This window comes from Craterilacuibacter sinensis, assembly GCF_009831765.1.
GTDB classification, from domain to species: Bacteria; Pseudomonadota; Gammaproteobacteria; order Burkholderiales; family Chromobacteriaceae; genus Craterilacuibacter; species Craterilacuibacter sinensis.
The window spans coordinates 55,461-75,753 of record NZ_WSSB01000011.1; the positions used below are offsets into that span (position 1 = coordinate 55,461).

General features: G+C 62.4%; 13 protein-coding genes and 1 tRNA gene. 10 read left to right on the forward strand and 4 right to left on the reverse strand.

Annotation, left to right across the window (positions count from 1 at the left end):
- The first annotated feature begins 30 nt into the window (after positions 1-30).
- The 8 genes from recC to pepT all read left to right on the forward strand — a co-directional run bounded on the left by recC (position 31) and on the right by pepT (position 14,971).
- Positions 31-3,267: an exodeoxyribonuclease V subunit gamma gene (recC, locus tag GQF02_RS12160; protein WP_235930174.1), complete on the forward strand. Its 3,237-nt coding sequence runs from the start codon at positions 31-33 to the stop codon at positions 3,265-3,267.
- Complete coding sequence (recB, locus tag GQF02_RS12165) at positions 3,264-6,815, forward strand: exodeoxyribonuclease V subunit beta (RefSeq protein ID WP_160797494.1); 3,552 nt, start codon at positions 3,264-3,266, stop codon at positions 6,813-6,815. The genes recC and recB overlap by 4 nt, the downstream gene beginning before the upstream one ends.
- An 80-nt stretch (positions 6,816-6,895) precedes the next feature.
- Positions 6,896-8,389, forward strand: coding sequence for a polyphosphate:AMP phosphotransferase (pap, locus tag GQF02_RS12170; RefSeq protein WP_160797496.1), 1,494 nt, complete (start codon positions 6,896-6,898; stop codon positions 8,387-8,389).
- Entirely contained in the window at positions 8,373-10,094 is a 1,722-nt protein-coding gene (recD, locus tag GQF02_RS12175; protein WP_235930175.1) for an exodeoxyribonuclease V subunit alpha, read from the forward strand. The genes pap and recD overlap by 17 nt, the downstream gene beginning before the upstream one ends.
- 84 nt (positions 10,095-10,178) lie before the next feature.
- Positions 10,179-11,069 (forward strand): NUDIX hydrolase, encoded by an 891-nt coding sequence (locus GQF02_RS12180; RefSeq protein ID WP_160797498.1) that lies wholly within the window; start codon positions 10,179-10,181, stop codon positions 11,067-11,069.
- 43 nt (positions 11,070-11,112) lie between these two features.
- On the forward strand, positions 11,113-11,916 hold the full coding sequence (locus GQF02_RS12185; RefSeq protein WP_160797500.1) for a class I SAM-dependent methyltransferase: 804 nt from the start codon (positions 11,113-11,115) through the stop codon (positions 11,914-11,916).
- A 196-nt stretch (positions 11,917-12,112) separates the two neighbouring features.
- Positions 12,113-13,678, forward strand: a complete 1,566-nt coding sequence (locus GQF02_RS12190; protein WP_124735406.1) for an AbgT family transporter — start codon at positions 12,113-12,115, stop codon at positions 13,676-13,678.
- A gap of 78 nt (positions 13,679-13,756) precedes the next feature.
- Positions 13,757-14,971 (forward strand): peptidase T, encoded by a 1,215-nt coding sequence (gene pepT, locus GQF02_RS12195; RefSeq protein WP_160797502.1) that lies wholly within the window; start codon positions 13,757-13,759, stop codon positions 14,969-14,971.
- Positions 14,972-15,008: 37 nt separating this feature from the next.
- Here the strand turns inward: pepT and GQF02_RS12200 are convergent, their stop codons facing one another.
- Positions 15,009-15,275, reverse strand: a complete 267-nt coding sequence (locus GQF02_RS12200; protein ID WP_220789459.1) for a hypothetical protein — start codon at positions 15,273-15,275, stop codon at positions 15,009-15,011.
- A 260-nt stretch (positions 15,276-15,535) separates the two neighbouring features.
- A tRNA-Arg gene (locus GQF02_RS12205) sits at positions 15,536-15,612 on the reverse strand.
- A gap of 125 nt (positions 15,613-15,737) precedes the next feature.
- Here GQF02_RS12205 and GQF02_RS12210 point away from each other — a divergent pair.
- A complete protein-coding gene (locus tag GQF02_RS12210) occupies positions 15,738-16,490 on the forward strand; it encodes a c-type cytochrome (protein ID WP_124735419.1) in 753 nt (250 codons plus the stop codon).
- 107 nt (positions 16,491-16,597) lie between these two features.
- Here the strand turns inward: GQF02_RS12210 and GQF02_RS12215 are convergent, their stop codons facing one another.
- Positions 16,598-18,598, reverse strand: a complete 2,001-nt coding sequence (locus GQF02_RS12215) for a UvrD-helicase domain-containing protein (protein WP_124735420.1) — start codon at positions 18,596-18,598, stop codon at positions 16,598-16,600.
- A gap of 115 nt (positions 18,599-18,713) precedes the next feature.
- Between GQF02_RS12215 and GQF02_RS12220 the strand changes: the two genes are divergently transcribed.
- Positions 18,714-19,532: a symmetrical bis(5'-nucleosyl)-tetraphosphatase gene (locus GQF02_RS12220; RefSeq protein ID WP_160797504.1), complete on the forward strand. Its 819-nt coding sequence runs from the start codon at positions 18,714-18,716 to the stop codon at positions 19,530-19,532.
- On the opposite strand, the gene GQF02_RS12225 is transcribed toward GQF02_RS12220, so the two are convergent.
- Positions 19,462-20,292: a lysophospholipid acyltransferase family protein gene (locus GQF02_RS12225; protein ID WP_160797506.1), complete on the reverse strand. Its 831-nt coding sequence runs from the start codon at positions 20,290-20,292 to the stop codon at positions 19,462-19,464. The two genes, GQF02_RS12220 and GQF02_RS12225, sit on opposite strands and share 71 nt — an antisense overlap.
- Position 20,293 lies beyond the last annotated feature (1 nt).

Below are 20,293 nucleotides of genomic sequence, written 5' to 3' on the forward strand. Positions count from 1 at the left end.
GGGGGATGTTACACTGTCGGACCGGGTCTGATGAGAGTGTTTGTCATGTTGCATCTGTATCAATCCAACCGTCTGGAAACGCTGGGGACTTTGCTGGCCACGGTACAGCAGGCCGCACCCTTGTCCGACCCGTTTGCCGCCGAAACCGTGCTGGTGCAAAGCCGCGGCATGGGGCGCTGGATTACGCTGGACCTGGCGCAGAAAGCCGGCATCGCCGCTCATCTCGATTTTGTGCTGCCGGCGGCGTTTGCCTGGCAACTGATGCAAAAAGTGTTGCCGGGCCTGCCCAGAAAATCGACTTTTGCCCCCGAGGTATTGAGCTGGCGGCTGATGGCCTTGTTGCCGACCCTGAGCGGCGAGCCGTGTCAGGCGCTGGCGCGTTATCTGGAAGGCGGCGAGACGGCGGCATTCGAGCTCTCCGGCAAAGTGGCCGACATTTTCGACCAGTATCTGGTGTTCCGCCCGCAGTGGATACGCGCATGGGAGAAGGGCGAACTCTTGGGGCTGGGTGAAGACGAGGCGTGGCAGGCTGCCTTGTGGCGGGTGCTGGCCGCCGAAGATGCCACACGCCACCGCGTGCGCCTCTTGGATGATTTTTTGTCGTCGCTGACGCGCGAGCATCTGCCCGAGCGGGTGATCCTGTTCGGCATCTCCAATCTGGCGCCCATGTATCTGGCGCTGGTCAAGCGTCTCTCCGCGCTGACCGAGGTGTTCCTGTTTACCCTGAACCCGTGTGAAGCCTACTGGGGCGATCTGGTGGACGCGCGCCACCAGCGCGACCTGTTCGACACGGATGCCGTGGCCGCGGCACAGGGCCACCCCTTGCTGGCTTCGCTTGGCAAGCAGGGGCGCGATTTTTTTGACCTGATTGCCGGCGATGCCGAACTGGACTCGCACCCGCTGTACGACGCGGGAGAAGAGGACACCCTGCTTGCGCGCTTGCAGCGCGATATGCTGACGCTGGCCAATCCCGGGGTCGCCAGCTATGTGCCGCAGCCGCATGCGAGCGATGACTGTTCCATCGAGCTGCATGCCACCCATGGCGCGATGCGCGAGCTGGAGGTCCTCAAAGACCGGCTGCTGGCGCGCTTTGCTGCCGACAGCAGCCTGACACCGGCCGATATCGTGGTGCTCTCCCCCGACATCAATGCCTACGCGCCGTTTATCGACAGCGTATTCGGCAAGCGCAGCGATGCCGGTGCCGCCAATATCCCCTATACCATCGCCGACCGTACCGTCGCGCGCGAGCAGCCTTTGCTTGCCAGCTTTGCCGCGCTGCTGGATCTGCTCGATTCGCGCTTTGCCGCCGATGATGTGCTGTCGCTTTTGGATTGCGATGCCTTGTTGGCGCGCTTCGGTCTGCTGGCGGCGGATGTGCCTTTTATCCACGACTGGGTGCGCAAGAGCGGCATACGCTGGGGGCGTGATGCCGCGCACAAGCAGGCGCTGGGCTTGCCGGATGATGCGCAGCACACCTGGCGCTGGGGGCTGGATCGCCTGCTTCTGGGTGGCATCCTGCCTGACGCCATGGCCGGCGACACGCGCTCGCCCTTGTTTGGCGAACTGCTGCCGGCCGGCGGTGCCGGCGGCTCGCTGGCCGAGACACTGGCGCGCTTTGCCTCCTTGATCGATACCCTGTTTGATCTGGCTTGCCTGTGGCAGCAAGCGGCGACGCCACAGGTGTGGGCGACACGGGTGGGCGAGGCGGCCAATGCCTTGTTCAGCGTGAATGCCGAAGAGGAGGATGCGCTGGCGGTCTTGTTCGATGCCGCCGCCGAGCTGGCCGAGGACGCGACACTCGCCGCCTATAGCCAGGAGGTGGGGCTATCGGTGGTGCGCGACTATTTGCAGCGACGCCTGAAGCAGGCGTCGGGTTCGGGTTTTCTGGCCGGCAGGGTGACGTTTTGCGCCATGGTGCCGATGCGCTCGATCCCGTTTCGCGTGCTGTGCCTGATCGGCATGAACGATGGTGCGTATCCGCGTGACGAGCGCCCGGTCAGCTTCGATCTGATTGCACGCCACCCGCAAAAGGGCGACCGTTCGCGCCGCTTTGATGACCGCTATCTTTTTCTGGAAGCCATTCTGTCTGCGCGCGAGGCGCTGTATTTGTCCTGGGTCGGGCGTTCGGCGCGTAGCGACGAGCCCTTGCCGCCATCGGCGCTGGTGTCCGAGCTGCTGGATTGCTTAAGCGCCATGACCGGCGCTGACGCGGGTAAAAGCTTGCTGCAACAGCATAGCTTGCAGCCTTTTGCCCGCAGCAATTATGCCGCCACGGCGCAGGCCAGTTTCGAGCCGGCCTATTACGCCGCCCTGTCCGCACCGCGCCATACCCCTTTGCCCTTTGCCACGCCCTTGCCGCTGGAAGCGCCGCGCGTGGTGGCCTTGTCGGCGCTGATCCGTTTCTGGCAAAACCCGGTGCGCAGTTATCTGGGCGACCAGCTCGGGGTCAGGCTGGCCGCGAGCCTGGAAGACATGGAAACGCGCGAGCCGTTTGCGCTGGACCGCAATAGCCGCGTGGCGGTACGCACCCCCCTGGTCGCGGCGCTCTATGAAGGCAAACCTCTGGCACCGGTCAAGGCGCGCCTGTCCGGCATGGGCCTGCTGCCACCGGCTGCGCTGGGCCAGGCCTGGCTTGCCGACGAGCTGGGGCAAAGCGCGCGCTTTGCCGCACGCCTGCCGGATGAACTGGCCGATGCGCCCTTGCCGCCCGAGCCCTTGGGGCTGGTGATAGGCGGGTTTACCCTGTCTGGCGAGTTGTCCGGCCTGCGCCCTTGCGGGCTGATTACGACCGTACCGCGGCGCGCCAACGCAGGCGAGCGCATCGCCTTCTGGCTGCGCCATCTGGTGCTGTGCGTCTTGCGCCCGGCGGGGGTGATGCCGGCATCCTTGCTGGTGGATGACGAGGACGCGCTGGCCTTGTTGCCGGTGGATGACGCGGCCGCGCAACTGGAAGCCTGGCTGTCGTTTTACGCGCTGGGGCAGCGTGCGCCGCTGGTGTTTTTCCCGCGTACCAGCCTGGCGGCGGCCAGGGTATTGGCCGACGACGTGACGGCGCGCGATGCGGCGCTCGCCAAAGCCTACGCCGAATGGGACCCGAGCTTTACCGGGCGCGGCAAGTTTCCGCAAAAAAGCGAGGCGGCAGTCGAGCTGGTGTTTCGCGGCGGCGATCCCTTGCAGGACGCACAATTTTTGCAACTGGCCGAGGTGTTGCTGCTGCCCATGCTGGCCGCCTTCGATGGCAAGGACGAAACGGAGGATGCAGCATGAAGCCGCTGGACGTCGTGCACTGCCCCTTGTCGGGCGTCAATCTGATCGAGGCTTCGGCCGGTACCGGCAAGACCTGGACTATTGCCGCGCTGTTTACCCGCTTGCTGCTGGAAGACGGCGATGTGCCCGCACCGACCATAGACCGCATTCTGGTGGTGACCTACACCAAGGCCGCCACGGCCGAATTGCGCGAGCGTCTGCGCGCGCGCCTGGTCGAGACGCGGCTGGCGCTGGAATCCAGCGCCGCCGTCAGCGAGCCTTTTCTGGCGGCCATGTGTGCGCGTTATGCCGCGCCCGAGGCGCGCAGCCGCGCCATCGCCCGTCTGTCAGCCGCCATCAGCGGCTTTGATGCGGCAGCCATCTATACCATTCACGGCTTCTGCCAGCGCGTGCTGACCGATGCCGCTTTTGAAAGCGCGCAGACTTTCGAAGCCGAACTGGTGGTGGATGATCTGGATGCACTGATGGAGCTGGCCGACGACTTCTGGCGCCGGCGCGTGGTCAAGGATGTCACGCTGTCGCGGGTGCTGGCCGAAAGCGGCGAGACGCCGGATGGCTGGCTCTCTGCGGTGCGCCCGCATCTGTCGCGCCCCTATCTGACGGCAGTGCGCCCGCCGGCGGTGGATCTGGAAGCGGTGCTGGGCGCGCAGGATGTGGCGTGGCAGGCGCTCAAAGCGGCCGATATCGACGAGGGTCTTGCGGTCTTTACCGCGACCCAGGGCTATAAGGCCACCAGCTACAAGCCGGCCATTGTTGCGCACATTGCTCGCCTGCTAAAACGCATGCTCTCTGCCGACAGCGCGCCGTCCCTTTTGTCCGAGGCAGACCTGAAAAACCTGCTCAAGCTGACGCCGGACAGCTTAAGCGGCGCGATGAAAAAGGGCTTTGTGCCACCCGATCATCCGCTGTTTGCCCTGGTGGAAGCGTGGCTCTTGTGTGCCAGCGCCCTGCGCCAGGGGGTGGAGCATGCGGTGATACGCCTCAAGCTGGAGCTGATCGACTGGATCAATGCCGAACACGAGCGCGTGCGCGCCAATAAGCGCAAGCGCAGCTTCGATGATTTGCTGACCGATCTGTATGGCGCACTGAACGAGAAGTCCAGCGGCCCCTTGCTGGCCAGCCATGTGGCGCGCAGCTTTCAGGTGGCGTTGATTGACGAGTTCCAGGACACCGATCCCATCCAGTACGATATTTTCCGTCGCTGTTTTGTCGAGGCGCGGCCACAGTCGCCGGTGTTTCTGGTCGGCGACCCCAAGCAGGCCATCTACAGTTTTCGCGGCGCCGATATTTTTGCCTATCTTGCTGCGCGCAGCGATGCCAGCCACCACTACACGCTGGACACCAACCGCCGCTCATGCGAGGCGCTGGTCGAGGCGGTCAACACCCTGTTTGCCCGCCCCAACCCTTTTGTACTGGAGGACATCCGCTACTACCCGGTCAATGCCGACAGCCAGCAGCGCGGGCGTCTGGAGGTGGATGACGATCAGGCACCGTTTACCGTGTTGTGGCAGGACAATGACGCGCCCAAGGCGCTGGGCAAGGAGGGCGCCGGCGAGTGGGCAGCAGCGGTGTGTGCCGACGAAATTGCCCGCTTGCTGAATCTGGCGGCAAAGGGGCAGGCGCGGATTTTCAAGGGCGAAAACGGCCGCGCGCTGTCCGGGGGCGATATGGCGGTGCTGGTTGCCACCCATCGTCAGGGCGAGAGCATGCGTCAGGCGCTGCGCCTGCGCGGCATCGCCAGCGTGGCGTTAACGCAGGAGAGCGTATTTGCCAGCCTGGAGGCGCGTGAAATGCTGGCGCTCTTGCGCGCCTGGGCCGAGCCTGCCAGTGAGGGCCGTTTGCGCGCGGCGCTGGCCACTTCGCTCTACGGACTGGATGCGCAGGCGCTGTTTGCGCTGGCGGAAAATGAGGAAGCATGGGAAGCCTGTTTGCGCCTCAACCGCGAAGACTTCGAGCGCTGGCAAGAGCAGGGCTTTATGGCGGCCTGGCGCGGCTTTTTTGCCCGCAGTTCGCTGGCGTTACGGCTATTGCCGCAGGAAGGCGGCGAGCGCCGGCTGACCAATCTTGCCCATCTGGCCGAACTGATCCAGCAGCAAAGCGAGGAAAAAAGCGCCTTGTCGCCGCTTCTGGCCTGGTTTGAAGGGCGGGTGGCCAATCCGCCCGGTGGCGAGGAGGCGGTATTGCGGCTGGAAAGCGATGCCCAGCTGGTCAAGATCGTCACCATTCATACTTCCAAGGGCCTGCAATACCCGCTGGTGTTCTGCCCCTTCCTGTGGGACGGCAAGCTGGACGCGGCCGATACGCCGTTCTGGCACTATCACCATGACGGGCAGACGCTGCTGGTGCCGGATGGTCTGGCCGATGAGGCGGCGCGCGCTGCCTCGCGCCAGGAAACGCTGGGCGAGAAGCTGCGCCTGCTCTATGTCGCGCTGACCCGCGCCCAGTACCGTCAGGTGATCTGCTGGCGCCATGTGTCGGGCATGGAAAGCGCGGCGCTGTCCTGGCTTTTGCATGCGGGCGATATCGACTCGCTGGCCGGTCTGTCGCGCCTCAAGCTGGACGAGATGACGCTCAAAGATGATCTGGCCGATCTGTGCCGGCGTGGCGGCGGCGCATTTTCCCTGTTGCCGGCACCGCGTTTGCGCACCGATTGTCTGGCGGCTGCGCCCGAGGGCGAGACGCTGTCGCTGTCGGTGCTGGCGCGCACCCTGTATACGCCGTGGCGGGTGAGCAGCTTTACCGCGCTGACCTCGAAAACCCCGGCGCGTCTGGCGGAAAAGCCCGATCACGATCAGGGCGAGCTGCAACTGGCCGAGGCTAACGACAGCATGCCGTTCAACCGCTTCAGTTTTCCGCGCGGCGCGCGTCCCGGCACCTGTTTGCATGCGGTGTTCGAGGCCATCGACTTTCAGTGGAGCGAGGCGCGCATACGCGAAGTCGCCGCCAGTACGCTGGCGCGCTTCGGCTTTGCCGAGCACTGGCTGGACGCGGTGTGCGATATGGTGGCGCGCACGCTGGATGCGCCGCTGGATGACGGCGTGTGCCTGCGCCAGGTGCCGGCCAGGCAGCGTCTGGTCGAGCTGAATTTCACCCGGCCACTGGCGCGGCTATCGGTGTCGCGCCTGCGCCGCGTGCTGACCGACCCGGCCATGGGTCTGGCTGCGCCGCTACGCACGGCGGCGGCGACGCTGGACTTTCATACGGTGGAAGGATTTCTCACCGGCGCCATCGACTTGGCGTGCGTGATAGACGGACGCTGGTTTCTTATCGACTACAAATCCAACCATCTGGGCGAACACGCCGCCGATTACGCGCCCGGGCGCCTGGCGTACGAGATCGCGCATGCGCACTACTACCTGCAATACCTGATCTATTGCGCCGCGCTTAAGCGCTACCTTGCCAGTCGCGGCATCGCGCTGGATGGCAAGTTTGGCGGCGTGCGCTACCTGTTCTTGCGCGGACTGGACGAGGCAGGCAACGGCGTCTGGCGCGACAGCCCAAGCGAGGTGCTGATCGCGGCGCTGGATGGCTGTTTTGATGGGGATTAGAGGCGGTAGGGTGGGATAGCCGCCGAATGGCGGCGTAACCCACCGCAAGCTGTCCGGGTTCCATAACATAAGGAGAAAACATGTTCGAATCGGCAGAAATCGGCCACAGCATCAGCAAGGCCGACTGGAAGGCGCGGGTACCGGCGCTACGCGAGGCCTTGCTCGACGCGCAGTATGACCTGAAGCAGAAGCCGGATTTTCCGGTACTGATCCTGATCCACGGCTTCGATGCCGCCGGACGCGGCGAGACGCTGAATCTGGTCAATGAATGGCTGGATCCGCGCCTGATCCATACCGTGGCTTTCGATGCACCCAATGACGAGGCGCGTGCGCGGCCCTGGATGTGGCGTTACTGGCGCGAGCTGCCGCCCAAGGGACGGCTGGGTATCTATTTCGGCTCCTATTACTCGGACACCCTGTTCAACCGCAGCGAAGACGAGATCGACAGTGCCGAGCTGGACAAGCAGATTGCCGACATCCTGCGCTTCGAGCGCATGCTGTCCAATGATGGTGCGCTGATCCTGAAGTTCTGGTTCCACCTGTCTAAAGACGCGCAAAAGTCGCGGCTCAAGGCGCTGGAAAAAGATCCCAAGACCGCGTGGCGGGTGACCGAGAAAGACTGGAAGCACTACGCGCTGTACGACAAGCTGCGCAAGCATGCCGCCCATATGCTGCGCTTGACCAATACCGCTTTCGCACCGTGGGCGGTGATCGATGGCACCGATCACAACTACCGCAGCCTGGCCGTGGGCGAGGCGATACTGGCGGCGATGCGCGCGCGGCTGGATTTGCCGCATCCGTTCTTGCCGCGCAGCGATAGTCCATCCTTGCCGCAGCCGATAGACCACAAGCTGTTGCTCGATACGCTGGTACTGGATCAGGAGCTGGACAAGGCTGCCTACAAGAATGCACTGGATGCGCTGCAGGGGCGGCTCAACCGCCTGACGCGCGATGCGCGCTTCGCCGGCCATTCGCTGGTGCTGGTGTTCGAAGGCAATGACGCAGCCGGCAAGGGCGGCTGCATACGCCGCATTACCCAGGCGCTGGATGCCCGCCGTTACCGCGTGATGCCGGTGGCAGCGCCCAGCGACGAAGAGCGGGCCCAGCCGTGGCTCTGGCGTTTCTGGCGCCATGTGCCGGGCAAGGGACATACCGCGATTTTCGACCGTTCCTGGTATGGCCGCGTGCTGGTGGAAAGGGTGGAAGGTTTTTGCGGGTCGGAACACTGGATGCGCGCCTACTACGAGATCAACGATTTCGAGCACCAGTTGGTGGCCGATGGCGCCATCGTGCTCAAGTTCTGGCTGGCGACCAGTGCCGAGGAACAGTTGGCGCGTTTTCAGGCACGCGAAGAGACCGGCTTCAAGCGTTTCAAGATCACCGACGAAGACTGGCGCAACCGCGAGCGCTGGGACGACTACAAGCTGGCGGTGTGCGACATGATAGACCGCACCAGCACGACGCGGGTGCCGTGGACGCTGGTCGAGGCCAACAACAAGCACTATGCGCGCATCAAGGTGCTCAAGACCGTGTGCGATGCGCTGGAGGCGAGGCTGGATGCAGACGCCAACTGAAGAGAACGTCAGCGAAGTCTTGCCCGGCGTGCTGTCCGGCCTGATGCGGCGGCTGGACCCGGCGCTGGGCGAGGCGGCCGAGGCGGCGATCATCGCGCTGATCCGTGCCAACCGCGCCGGCCATGTGTGCCGGCGCATCGCTGACTCACAGAGCCGGCGCGAGCTTGCCGCCAGCCCTTTGCTTGCCCGTCCCGGCGGCTATGCGCCTTTGGTGCTGGACGAGGCCGGTCGCCTGTATTTTGCCCGTCACTGGTGGTTTGAAAAGGAATTGGCCGGGCGTCTGGCTGCCTTGGCCGCCCATAAGGACGCCGTCGATCCTGCGCGGGTCGCCGCCTTGCTGGATGCCTTGTTCGCCTCGACCTCCGAAGGGGCGGCCGATCGCCAGCGTCTGGCGGCGGCGCTGGCGGTGCGCCAGCATCTGCTGGTGATTTCCGGCGGCCCCGGCACCGGCAAGACCACCACCGTGGTGCGCCTGTTGGCGATGCTGGCCGCCCTGTCGCCACGCCCGCTGGTGATGGGCATGGCGGCGCCCACCGGCAAGGCGGCCGCGCGTTTGTCCGAATCGATGCGCGGCGCGCGTGCGGCGCTGGAGGTCGATGCGCAGGTCAAGGCGCAATTGCCCGGGGATGCGCAAACGCTGCACCGGCTGATCGGTCTGGTGCCCGGGCGCGATGCGCCGCGTTATCACGCCGGCAACCCGCTGCCGCTGGATGTGCTGGTGATAGACGAAGCCTCGATGGTGGATCTGACCCTGATGCACGACACCGTTGCCGCCTTGCCTGCACATGCGCGCCTGATCCTGCTGGGTGACCGTGACCAGCTGGCTTCGGTCGATGCCGGTGCAGTGCTGGGTGATGTGGCCGAACGCGAGGCATGGAGCAGCGACACGCTGGCATGGCTGGCGGCAGCCGGCCTCGCGGCACCGGGGGCCGCCGGCCCGGCACAGGCCCTATCTGACACGGTGGTCTTCCTCACCCGCAGCCATCGCTTTGGCGCAGATAGCGGCATCGGTCGTCTGGCGCGGGCGGTGAATGGCGGCGACGCGCAGGGCGTATCGGGGCTGTTGGCCGATGAAAGCTATCCCGATATCGAATGGCGCCCGGCGTTTGCGCCGGACGACGATGAACATTATCGCGAGCGGGCTGCCTATTTTGCGCTGGTGCACGCCGGTGCCGGGGCGGATGCGGTATTTGCCGAGTTCCTGCGTTTCATGCTGCTGACCGGAGAGAAGCGCGAAGTGGCGCGCCTCAATCAGGCCATCGAAGCGCGTTTGCTGCGCGACGGGCTGCGCGAGGCCGAGTCGGAGTGGTATGCCGGGCGGGCGGTGATGGTGCGGGAAAACGATTACAGCGTGGGCTTGTTCAACGGCGATATCGGCATTGCATTACAGGATGGCGGCAGCCTGCGCGTGTATTTTCCGCGCGCCGACGGCAGCTTTCGTGCGGTGGCTCCGGCGCGCCTGCCCGGTCATGAAACCGCGTTTGCGATGACGGTGCACAAGAGCCAGGGCTCGGAATTTGACCGGGTGTGGCTGGTGCTGCCAGCCCAGGCTTCGGCGCTGTTTTCGCGTGCGTTGTTGTATACCGGCATCACCCGCGCGCGGTGCCAGTGCAGGCTGATCGGGCCGCAGGCGGTGCTGCTGGCCGCCACCGGGCAACTGGCCGAGCGCGAGTCGGGGTTGGGGGCTCGTTTGTGGGGAGGCTAATTCGTATTAGGTTATCAATGCAAACGTACACATGACATTTAAATGATTTAGAATGGCGGCGTTTTGACATTTTGGGGTTGAGCCATGTCTGCCGTTGCCGAATATCTTGAGCGTATTGCCCTGCATGATCTGTCCGACTTTGTGCCGTTGCGGATTGCGGGTGAGGTGATGGGGGCGGTCAACCCGGTCTGGCATGCGCGTCTGCTGTCCTGCCCGTCCGGCCTGTTTATGGCTGAAGGTGAGGCTCTGGCCTGCCGCCTGACTGGTAACAGCCATGAAAACAGCCGCCTGCTGGATGCGGCGGCACGCGGCTGGTGCGAGGCGGGCTGGCTTAGCGGCTGGCGCGACGAGAAATTCGCCAGCTATCAGGCCAACGGCCTGCCCTTGTTTCAACTGGATCGTGCAGCCTTCCGCCCCTTGGGGCTGACCAGCCACGCGGCGCATATTAACGGCCTGACCCGTCTTAGCTCAGGCGAAGTACGGATGTGGGTCGGGCGGCGCAGCCCGGACAAATCATTTGAACCCAACCGCATGGACAATCTGGTCGGCGGCGGCGTGGCTGCCGGCGAGACGGTGCACGACGCCTGCTTGCGCGAAGGCTGGGAAGAGGCCGGTATTAGCGCCGAGCGTCTGGCGCCACTGACGGTTGCCAGCCGTATTCTGGCCGAACGGCCGGTGGCGCGCGGCCTGCACCGCGAGTGGCTGCATGCCTTCGATCTGTGGCTGCCCGAGGGGGTCAAGCCCGCCAATCAGGATGGCGAAGTGGCCGAATACAGCCTGCTGCCCTTGACCGAAGTCGAAGCCTTGCTGTTGCAGGAGCGTTTTATGGCCGATGCGGCGCTGGTGGCTATCGATTGTCTGCTGCGTCTGGGCTACTGGGGCGAGCAGGAGGCGGGCATCGCCGCCGTATTTGATAGTTTGCGCCAGTGGCCGGCCACGGCGACACCGCCCTTGCCCGCCGGCATGCCCATCTGAAGTTTGCCAGCCTTTGCTGGCAGTTCAACACAGGATAATAGCCATGGCAGACACGCCAATCCGCTTTGACGATGGTGCGGGCTACGAACGCTATATGGGACAGTGGAGCCAGTTGGCCGGCGAGGTTTTTCTTGACTGGCTGGCACCGCCATCCGGCTTGCGCTGGCTGGACATCGGTTGTGGCAACGGCGCATTTACCAGCATGCTCGCCGAGCGTACGGCGCCTGCCGCGCTACAGGGCATAGACCCATCCGCCGAGCAGCTTGCTTTTGCAGGCACGCGCGCAGGCTTGTCCGGCGCACGGTTTTGCCAGGGCGATGCCATGGCCTTGCCTTTTCCTGCTGCGGCATTCGACGCCGCAGTCATGCCGTTGGTGATTTTTTTCGTGCCGGAGCCTGCGCGGGGTGTGGCCGAAATGGCGCGCGTGGTTCGCCCGGGCGGAATGGTCAGCGCCTATGCGTGGGATATGCCGGGCGGCGGCTTTCCTTATCACGCCTTGCAGTCCGAGATGCGCGCCATGGGAAGTTCGTTGGCAAAACCGCCCAGCCCTGACGCCTCGCGGATAGAGGTACTGCACGCGCTGTGGACGGCGGCGGCCCTGGAGGCGGTCGAAACGTGCGCGATCACCGTAGAGCGTAGCTTTGCCAGTTTTGACGACTACTGGGCCACCGTACAGTTAGGGCCAAGTGTTGCGCCCTTATTGTCCGCGATGGCGGCGGAGGAGGTGGCTTTGCTGCAGGCACGCATGCGCGCGCGTCTGCCGGCCGATGCTGCCGGCCGTATCCTTTGCAGCGCCCGGGCCCATGCAGTCAGGGGGCGTGTACCCGCTGTCGGCGTTTCTCCGTAAACCAGGCAGTGTAGTCGCGCCGTTTCTTCCCCGCACATAGTGCACTTTGTGGCTGTCATTCGGTCACGACTTGATATGCATCAAAATTAGCAACTACATGCTTCTTTTATATTGATCCGTCCGTGTCCCTTGCCATGCAGGCCCATCCGGCTGATGGCAAGGGAGCAAGCGAAGTTTGAACAATATAGGGGAAGAAATGGCTGCCATCACCGAGAGCGCTCCGCCACACGCGCCAAGCACCGGTTTTCTCAATACCATAGAACGGGTCGGCAACAAGCTGCCCGACATCACCATGCTGTTCCTGTACGCCTTGTTTGTGTGCTGGGGATTGTCGTGGGCCTTGTCTTTTGTCAGCTTCGACTACCGCCATCCGCTGACCGGCGACGCCATCCAGGTGGTCAATATGCTCGCGCCGGAGCAGCTGACCACCTTCGTCACCGTCATGGTGAAGAACTTCATCAGCTTCCCGCCTTTGGGCATCACGATTGTTGCCACACTGGGCATCGGTATTGCCGAGGGTAGCGGCTTTATTCAGGTGCTGTTGAAGAAACTGCTGAATATCACGCCGCAAAAAATCCTCACCCCGGCCGTGGTATTTATCGGCGTACTCAGCCATATGGCGTCCGATTCGGCTTATGTGGTGCTGATGCCGGTTTCTGCCATGATGTTCTACGCCTGCGGCCGTCATCCGCTAGCCGGTATTGCCGCGTCGTTTGCCGGTCTGGCCGGCGGCTTTACCGCCAGCTACACCCCGTCGACCATCGATCCCATCATGCAGGGCTTTACCCAGGGTGCCGCGCGCATCATGGACCCGGCCTATGACGTCAATGTGCTGTGCAACTACTTTGTCAGTCTGGGCGGCACTTTCGGCGTGATCGCCGTGTGCTGGTTCATCACCGACCGCATCGTCGAGCCGCGCCTGAAAGCCTCGCTGCCGCTGAATAAGGAGCTGGATACCGGCAAGGATCAGGATTTGCGCCATGTCTCGCCACAAGAGAGCAAGGCTTTCCGGATTGCCGGCCTGACCATGCTCGCGCTGATCGGCGCACTGGCCCTGCTGTTGTGGCCGCAAGATTCACTGTGGCGCGCGCCGGACGGCAGCCTGACCAGCCCCAAGGCGCCGGTGATGCAGGCCATTGTGCCGCTGTTGTTCCTGATGTTCGCCATTCCCGGCCTGGTGTACGGCTTTGCGGTGAAGAAATTCAAGAGCTCGAAAGATGTGACCGCAGCGATGGAAAATATTACCCGCTCGCTGATCTCGTTTATGGTGTTTGCCTTCTTCTGCGCCCAGTTCCTGTACTCGTTCGCCCAGTCCAACATCGGCACGCTGATCGCCATTTCCGGTGCCGACTTCCTGAAGGGGCTGGCAATGCCGGCCGGCTTTACCGTGTTCGGCATCATCCTGCTGACCGCCTGCCTCAACCTGATCATCACTTCGGCTTCGTCCAAGTGGGCGATTCTGGCGCCGGTGTTCGTGCCGATGCTGATGGCGGTGGGGATTTCGCCCGAGCTGACGCAGGCGGCGTTCCGCATCTCGGATTCGGCCGTTAACGTGTCGACGCCGATGTTCGCCTTCTACCCGCTGATCATCATGTACTGCCGCCAGTACTGCAAGGATGCGGGTGTCGGCACCTTGTGCTCGATGATGCTGCCTTACACCGTCGGCCTGCTGGTCGTGCTGACCGCTACGCTGTATCTGTTCTGGGGGCTGGACATTCCGCTGGGCTTCAATAGCGGCTATGTCTACCCGCCGCTGCGCTAAGGCGCTGCTGGCTGTGTGTGATGGGCAACGTGCTGCAATCTGGCCCATCACACAACTTTTGTCTTGCAAGGATTCCCGATGAAACAAGCACTACGCGAGCGCTTTTTGCGCTATGTCGCCATCTCAAGCCAGAGCGATGCCTCCGCGACCACCGTTCCCAGCACCCCGGGCCAACTGGAACTGGCACGCCTGCTGGCGTGCGAACTTGAGGCACTGGGCCTCGAGGACGTTTATATCGACGCTCACGGCATTCTGACCGCGCGCAAGCCGGGCAATCAGCCGGGCGCCCCGCGCATCGGTTTTGTCGCGCACCTGGACACGGTGGATGTCGGCATCTCGCCCGACATTCATCCGCAGTTGGTGGCGTTTGACGGCAGCGATATCTGCCTGAATGCCGATAAGGATATTTGGCTGCGTGTGGCCGAGCATCCCGAAATCACCCCTTACGCCGGCGACGAGATTCTGGTCAGCGACGGCACCAGCGTGCTGGGCGCCGACGACAAGGCAGCCATTAGTGTGGTGATGACGCTATTGGCCAATCTGCCTGAGGCGCATGGCGATATCGTGGTGGCTTTTGTGCCGGACGAGGAGATCGGTCTCAAGGGCTCCAAACTGCTCGACCTCTCGCGCTTCCCGGTCGATTTTGCCTACACCATCGATTGTTGCGAGCAGGGCGAGGTGGTGTACGAAACCTTCAACGCCGCGTCGGTCGAGATCGGCATCCACGGCATCACCGCGCACCCGATGTCGGCCAAGGGTGTGCTGGTCAACCCGATCCGCGTCGCACACGACCTGATCGCGCATTTCGACCGCACCGATACCCCAGAACATACCGATGGCCGCGACGGCTACTTCTGGGTGACCGACATGCAGGCCAACCCGAACAAGGCGACGCTGAAAATGGCGATCCGCGACTTCGATCTGGCATCGTTCGAGGCGCGCAAACGCTATATCGGTGAAGTGGTGGCACTGGTGGGGGCCCGCCATCCGAAAGCAAGGCTCGAATACCGGGTGGATGACGTGTACGCCAATATCGTCCAGTCGCTGGGCGACGACCGCCGCGCCATCGACCTGATCTTTGCCGGCATGGCCGAACTGGGCATCGCGCCCAAGGTGATCGCCATGCGCGGCGGCACCGATGGCTCGGCCCTGTCTCCGCGTGGCGTATGCACGCCCAACTACTTCACCGGCGCGCACAACTTCCACTCAATCTACGAATTCCTGCCCATGCAGTCGTTCGAAAAATCGTATGTGCTGACGCGGCGTATTGTCGAGTTGGCCGCCAAGGGCTGATGCCGGGCGAGACCGGTAATAAACCGGCTTGTTTAGCTTATTCGCCGCCAGTATCACGCATGCGGTGGCTGGCCGAGGCATCCAGTTCCAGACCGTAGATTTGTTTGAGCTGGGTAATGGTCGCCAGAGTTTCTGGCGAAAAGGGCGCCTGTCCGTCAAAGGCATGCAGGATGATGCCTTCGAGCAGGTCGCCCAGCGTCATGTCTTTTTGTTCAGCCAGTGCCTTCAGTACTTTGACCAGTCTTTTTTCCAGTCTGACGCCGGTCTGGATGCGCTCGACTTTAATCGTTGCCATATCGGTCATGCTTTATCCTTTGTTACTAGGGTATTTATGTACCAAGGTACTTTTTGTGTTGCTATTCGTCAAGCATGGCAAATGCTTTTCTGCAAAGCAGGTTGAGATAGCTATTCGAAGCAGGATAAAGCGGTGTGTACCACGACTAATAGTAGGGAAATAAGCGAAAAGTGCGTGTTGTCTGGCTGGGCGGGGTGTAAGGCGGAAATCTGGAGGTTAGATGTGCCAAGGGCTTGCTGTCATTAGAGACGGCAAGCCCTTGATTATTCTGGTGCACCCGACAGGGATCGAACCTGTGACCTTCAGCTTCGGAAACTGACACTCTATCCAACTGAGCTACGGATGCATTAGGGCGCGATAATAGCTGATCAAAGGCCTACAGTCCAGCATGGGTTTCTTCCCATGTCGATGCACATTGCGTATAATCGCGGTCGATTGTAATTGTCATTTATCTTCATCAGGCGGGACCGTATGAGTAACGAAAACAAGATGGCTCCAGCACAGCTTATCAAAGTGCTCGTGGGCATTATCGCCTTCGTGGTGGTTGTGATCTATCTGCTGGCCAAACTGGCAACCAGTGGTTTTGACGTCAACGCCGAGGTGATGACCAAAGAGGCCGTTGCCGCTCGCCTGAAGCCGGTGGGTGAATCGGTAGCCGGTGATCCGCCGGGCTCGCGTACCGGCGAGGGTGTCTACACCGCGCTGTGTGTTTCCTGCCACGGTGCAGGTCTGGCCGGTTCGCCCAAGTTTGGCGATAACGCGGCCTGGGCGCCACGTATCGGCAAGGGCGAGGCCATGCTGTTTACCCATGCGATTAGTGGTTTCAATGCCATGCCGGCGCGTGGTGGCGGTGCCGACCTGACCGACGACGAAGTCAAGCGCGCCGTGGTTTATATGGTGAACAAGAGCGGTGGCAAGTTTGCCGAGCCCGCTGCGGGTGCGGACGCTTCTGCGCCGGCCGGTGCGGTAGCGGGTCTGGATCCGGCCGTTGCCGGCAAGAAAGTCTATGACGCGGTTTGTGTGGCTTGCCATGCAACAGGTGTAGCCGGTGCCCCCAAGTTTGGCGACAAGGCTGCCTGGGCTCCACGTCTGAAGCCGGGCCTGAACGAGGTGCTGGCGATCGCAACCAAGGGTCTGAACGCGATGCCGCCTAAAGGTGGCTTTACCGGCCCGGACGACGAGTTCAAGGCTGCCGTGGAATATATGGTTAACGCCGCCAAGTAAGTTTGGCTGATATGCAAAAACGCCGCTTTTCGCGGCGTTTTTTTGTGTCTGGCGCTTGGCGGGAAATCGGCCTGCCGCACCGCGGCGGTTTTAAGCGCTCAACACGGTTATTTTTTCTTGGCATCCAGCATGGCGGAGAGACCGGCCAGCCGCGACTTGCCTTCGTTCTTGCTGACAATGGGTTCGGCACCGGGGCGGCCGAAGTGGCGGATGTCGTCACCGCTGATTTCATCGATAAAGCGCGACGGGTCGACAAACTGCCAGTCACCGGCACGCTTGCGTTTGACGCAGTAGCTCAGGGTGAGGCTGCGCTGGGCGCGGGTGATGCCGACATACATTAGCCGCCGTTCTTCCTCGACCATGCCGTTATCCACCGACTCGCTATGCGGCAGGATGCCTTCCTCGCAGCCGACCAGAAACACATGCGGATACTCTAGCCCTTTGGATGCATGCAGGGTCGACATCTTGACCGCGTCCACATCGCCTTCATCGCGTCCTTCCAGCATGGTGATCAGCGCAATGGTCTGGCTCAGTTCGATCAGGTTCTTGCCGTCAGCCTCGCCTTTCTTGGCCAGCCATGCCACCAGCTCCAGCACGTTTTTCCACTTGGTTTCGGCGATGCGCGGGCTGTCTTCGCTGTCGAACAGCCACACTTCGTAGCCGATGGCGCCCAGCATCTCCATGACCAGGGGGCCGGCATCTTCACGTGTGGCGCGGTATTGCAGGGTGTTGATGAAGTTGCAGAACTGCTCCAGCGGTGCCAGCTGCGCGTCTTGCACCTGTTGCTGGAAGCCGGTTTCCTGTGCGGCGGCAAACAGGCTGTTATGGCGCTGCCCGGCCCAGGCACCCAGCTTTTCCAGCGTGGCGGCGCCGACGCCGCGTTTGGGTGTGGTCAGCGCGCGGATAAAGGCCGGGTCGTCATTCGGGTTGGTGATCAGGCGCATATAGGACAGCACGTCCTTGATCTCGGGCTTGTCAAAGAAGCTTTGCCCGCCCGACATCTGGTAGGGCACTTTCTGGTTGCGCAGCGCCTGTTCGAAGATGCGGGCCTGATAGTTGCCGCGATAGAGGATGGCGTAGTCCTTGAATTCGGTACGGTGTTCGAACTTGTGCGCCAACAGGCGCTGCACCACGATTTCGGCCTCGCTTTCCTCATCCTTGCATTGCACCACATGGATGGGCTCGCCCAGACCCAGTTCGCTCCACAACTGTTTCTCGAACAGCTTGGGGTTGTTGGCGATGACCGAGTTGGCGGCGCGCAGGATGCGCACGCTGGAGCGGTAGTTCTGCTCCAGCTTGATGATCTTGAGCTTGGGAAAGTCGGTTTGCAGCAGGCGCAGGTTTTCCATATTGGCGCCGCGCCAGGCATAGATGCTCTGGTCGTCGTCGCCCACCGCGGTAAACATGCCGCGCGCGCCGGTTAAGAGTTTCACCATCTGGTACTGGCAGGTATTGGTGTCCTGATATTCGTCCAGCAGCAGATAGCGCAGCTTGGCCTGCCATTTGGCCAGCACCTCGGGATGGTTGCGGAACAGTTCGACCGGCAGGCGGATCAGATCATCGAAATCCATCGCCTGATAGGCGGTGAGCGTGGCCTGATAGCTCAGATAAACACGCGCGCACACCATTTCCCAGTCGTTGGCTGCCTCGGTGATCATCTCGTCCGGGGTGATAAAGTTGTTTTTCCACAACGAGATCTGGCTTTGTACCTTGCGCACTTCATCCTTGGCCGTGCTTTTCAGGACGTCGGAGATGATCTTGCCGGCATCGTACGAGTCGAGAATGGAGAACTGCGGCTTGTAACCCAGATGTGGTGCTTCCTGGCGCAGGATCTGCATCCCCAGCGAGTGGAAGGTCGAAACCGTCAGGCCGCGTACTTCGTCGGCCGTCATCAGCTTGCTGACCCGCTCCATCATTTCGCGCGCCGCCTTGTTGGTAAAGGTGATGGCGGCGATATTGCGTGCGTTCATGCCGCCGTGGCGGATCAGGTGGGCGATCTTGAAGGTAATCACGCGCGTCTTGCCCGAGCCTGCACCGGCCAGTACCAGCAAGGGGCCGTCAAGATAGTGGATTGCTTCGCGTTGCGGGGTGTTCAGTTGTGCGGACATGGTGATTCGGCTATTCGGCAAGAGGGGCGGGCGGGGCGCTGTGCACGCAAGCGCTGCATTTTAGCACGATGCCTTGCGCTATCATGGCGGCGCGCAATCAACCATAAGGATGGGCATGTCTACCTACGCTATCGGCGATATCCAGGGCTGTTTCGCCCCTTTCATGCAGTTGCTGCAGCGTATCGAGTTTAATCCCGGACGCGATACGCTGTGGCTGACCGGTGATCTGGTCAACCGTGGCCCCGATTCGCTGGCGGTACTGCGCTGGGTGTTCCAGCACCGCGACTGTGTACAGATCGTGCTGGGCAATCATGACCTGCATCTGCTGGCGCTGTCCGAAGGCTTCGGCAAGCCGGGGCGGGGCGATACCTTGCTCGAAATTCTCAAGGCCGGCGACGGCAAGCTGCTGCTGGACTGGTTGCGTTGCCAGCCCCTGATGGTAGAGGGGCAGGGCTATGCCATGGTGCACGCCGGACTGATGCCCGAGTGGACGATTGCGCGGGCGCTGGGTCTGGCCGCCGAGGTGGAGAGCGCGCTCACCGGCAAGGATTTTCACGCTTTTCTGGGCAAGATGTACGGCAACAAGCCGGTGCGCTGGCGTGATGAACTCAAGGGCATGGATCGCTTGCGCATGATCGTCAATGCGATGACGCGCATGCGCTTTCTCAACCGCGATGGCGAGATCGATTTTGCCTATAAGGGTGAGTTGCCGGATGCGCCGGCCGGTTTGCAGCCCTGGTTTGCGGCCAAGGCGCGGCAAAGTGCCGGCACGCCGCTGATCTTCGGCCACTGGTCGGCGCTGGGCCTGCACCTGACCGAAGATATTCTGGGGCTGGATAGCGGCTGCCTGTGGGGCGGCAGCCTTACTGCGTTACGGCTTGAGGACAGGCAAGTGTTTGCCGAGCCGTGTCCGGTGTATCGTCAGATAGATTAAGCCCGGCCAGAATTTCGCGCCGTGCGGCATTGGAAATGGCAAAGCGGCTGGCCAGCTCGCCTTCTCCTGCCTGTAGCGATTGGCCGTAATGCAGCTCGACCACCAGTTTTTTCATGCTCAGCAGGCGCTTCAGGATCAGGCCGAAGCTATGGTCGCCGACATAGGACAGTGTGCCGGTTTGCTGGCCGTGGGCATCCAGATAGCGGATCGCCACCGGCTGTACCCGGCTCTTGGCCAGTAGCGCGGACTCGAACAAGGACGCCTTGAACGGCAGCAGGCCGAAACCGTCGCTGGTGGTTCCTTCGGGAAACACCGACATGCAGCCGCCCTGGCTTAGCGCATCGGCCAGCTGGCCATTGATGCGGCTGGCGTCGCGCCGGTTGCTGCGGTCGATAAACAGTGTGCCGCCATTCTTGGCCATGGTGCCGACGATGGGCCAGTCGCTGATTTCCTTTTTTGCCACAAAGCGCGACACCGTGCCGCTACTGAGCGCAATAATGTCCAGCCATGAAACATGGTTGGCCACCAGGAGCGTATTGGGCGGGTAAAAGCCCGGGTTGTCGCCGCTAATGCGTACTTCCACGCCGAAGATGGACAGCATCTTGCGCGCCCAGGCGCGGGTAATCACCGCGCGTTCGGCATTGGCCAGATGCGGGTAGCGTACGGCCAGAATAAAAAAGCCGTGGGCGATATGGCTGCCCATGCGCACAAGGCGCGCAAGCCGGGTCAGAAGAGAGGCTTTGGGGTGTGTCGGGGTCAAA

Coding starts and splice junctions, on each gene's coding strand:
- recC (WP_235930174.1), top strand. CDS start 31: ATGAGAGTGTTTGTCATGTTGCATCTGTATCAATCCAACCGTCTGGAA.
- recB (WP_160797494.1), top strand. CDS start 3,264: ATGAAGCCGCTGGACGTCGTGCACTGCCCCTTGTCGGGCGTCAATCTG.
- pap (WP_160797496.1), top strand. CDS start 6,896: ATGTTCGAATCGGCAGAAATCGGCCACAGCATCAGCAAGGCCGACTGG.
- recD (WP_235930175.1), top strand. CDS start 8,373: ATGCAGACGCCAACTGAAGAGAACGTCAGCGAAGTCTTGCCCGGCGTG.
- GQF02_RS12180 (WP_160797498.1), top strand. CDS start 10,179: ATGTCTGCCGTTGCCGAATATCTTGAGCGTATTGCCCTGCATGATCTG.
- GQF02_RS12185 (WP_160797500.1), top strand. CDS start 11,113: ATGGCAGACACGCCAATCCGCTTTGACGATGGTGCGGGCTACGAACGC.
- GQF02_RS12190 (WP_124735406.1), top strand. CDS start 12,113: ATGGCTGCCATCACCGAGAGCGCTCCGCCACACGCGCCAAGCACCGGT.
- pepT (WP_160797502.1), top strand. CDS start 13,757: ATGAAACAAGCACTACGCGAGCGCTTTTTGCGCTATGTCGCCATCTCA.
- GQF02_RS12200 (WP_220789459.1), bottom strand. CDS start 15,275: ATGACCGATATGGCAACGATTAAAGTCGAGCGCATCCAGACCGGCGTC.
- GQF02_RS12210 (WP_124735419.1), top strand. CDS start 15,738: ATGAGTAACGAAAACAAGATGGCTCCAGCACAGCTTATCAAAGTGCTC.
- GQF02_RS12215 (WP_124735420.1), bottom strand. CDS start 18,598: ATGTCCGCACAACTGAACACCCCGCAACGCGAAGCAATCCACTATCTT.
- GQF02_RS12220 (WP_160797504.1), top strand. CDS start 18,714: ATGTCTACCTACGCTATCGGCGATATCCAGGGCTGTTTCGCCCCTTTC.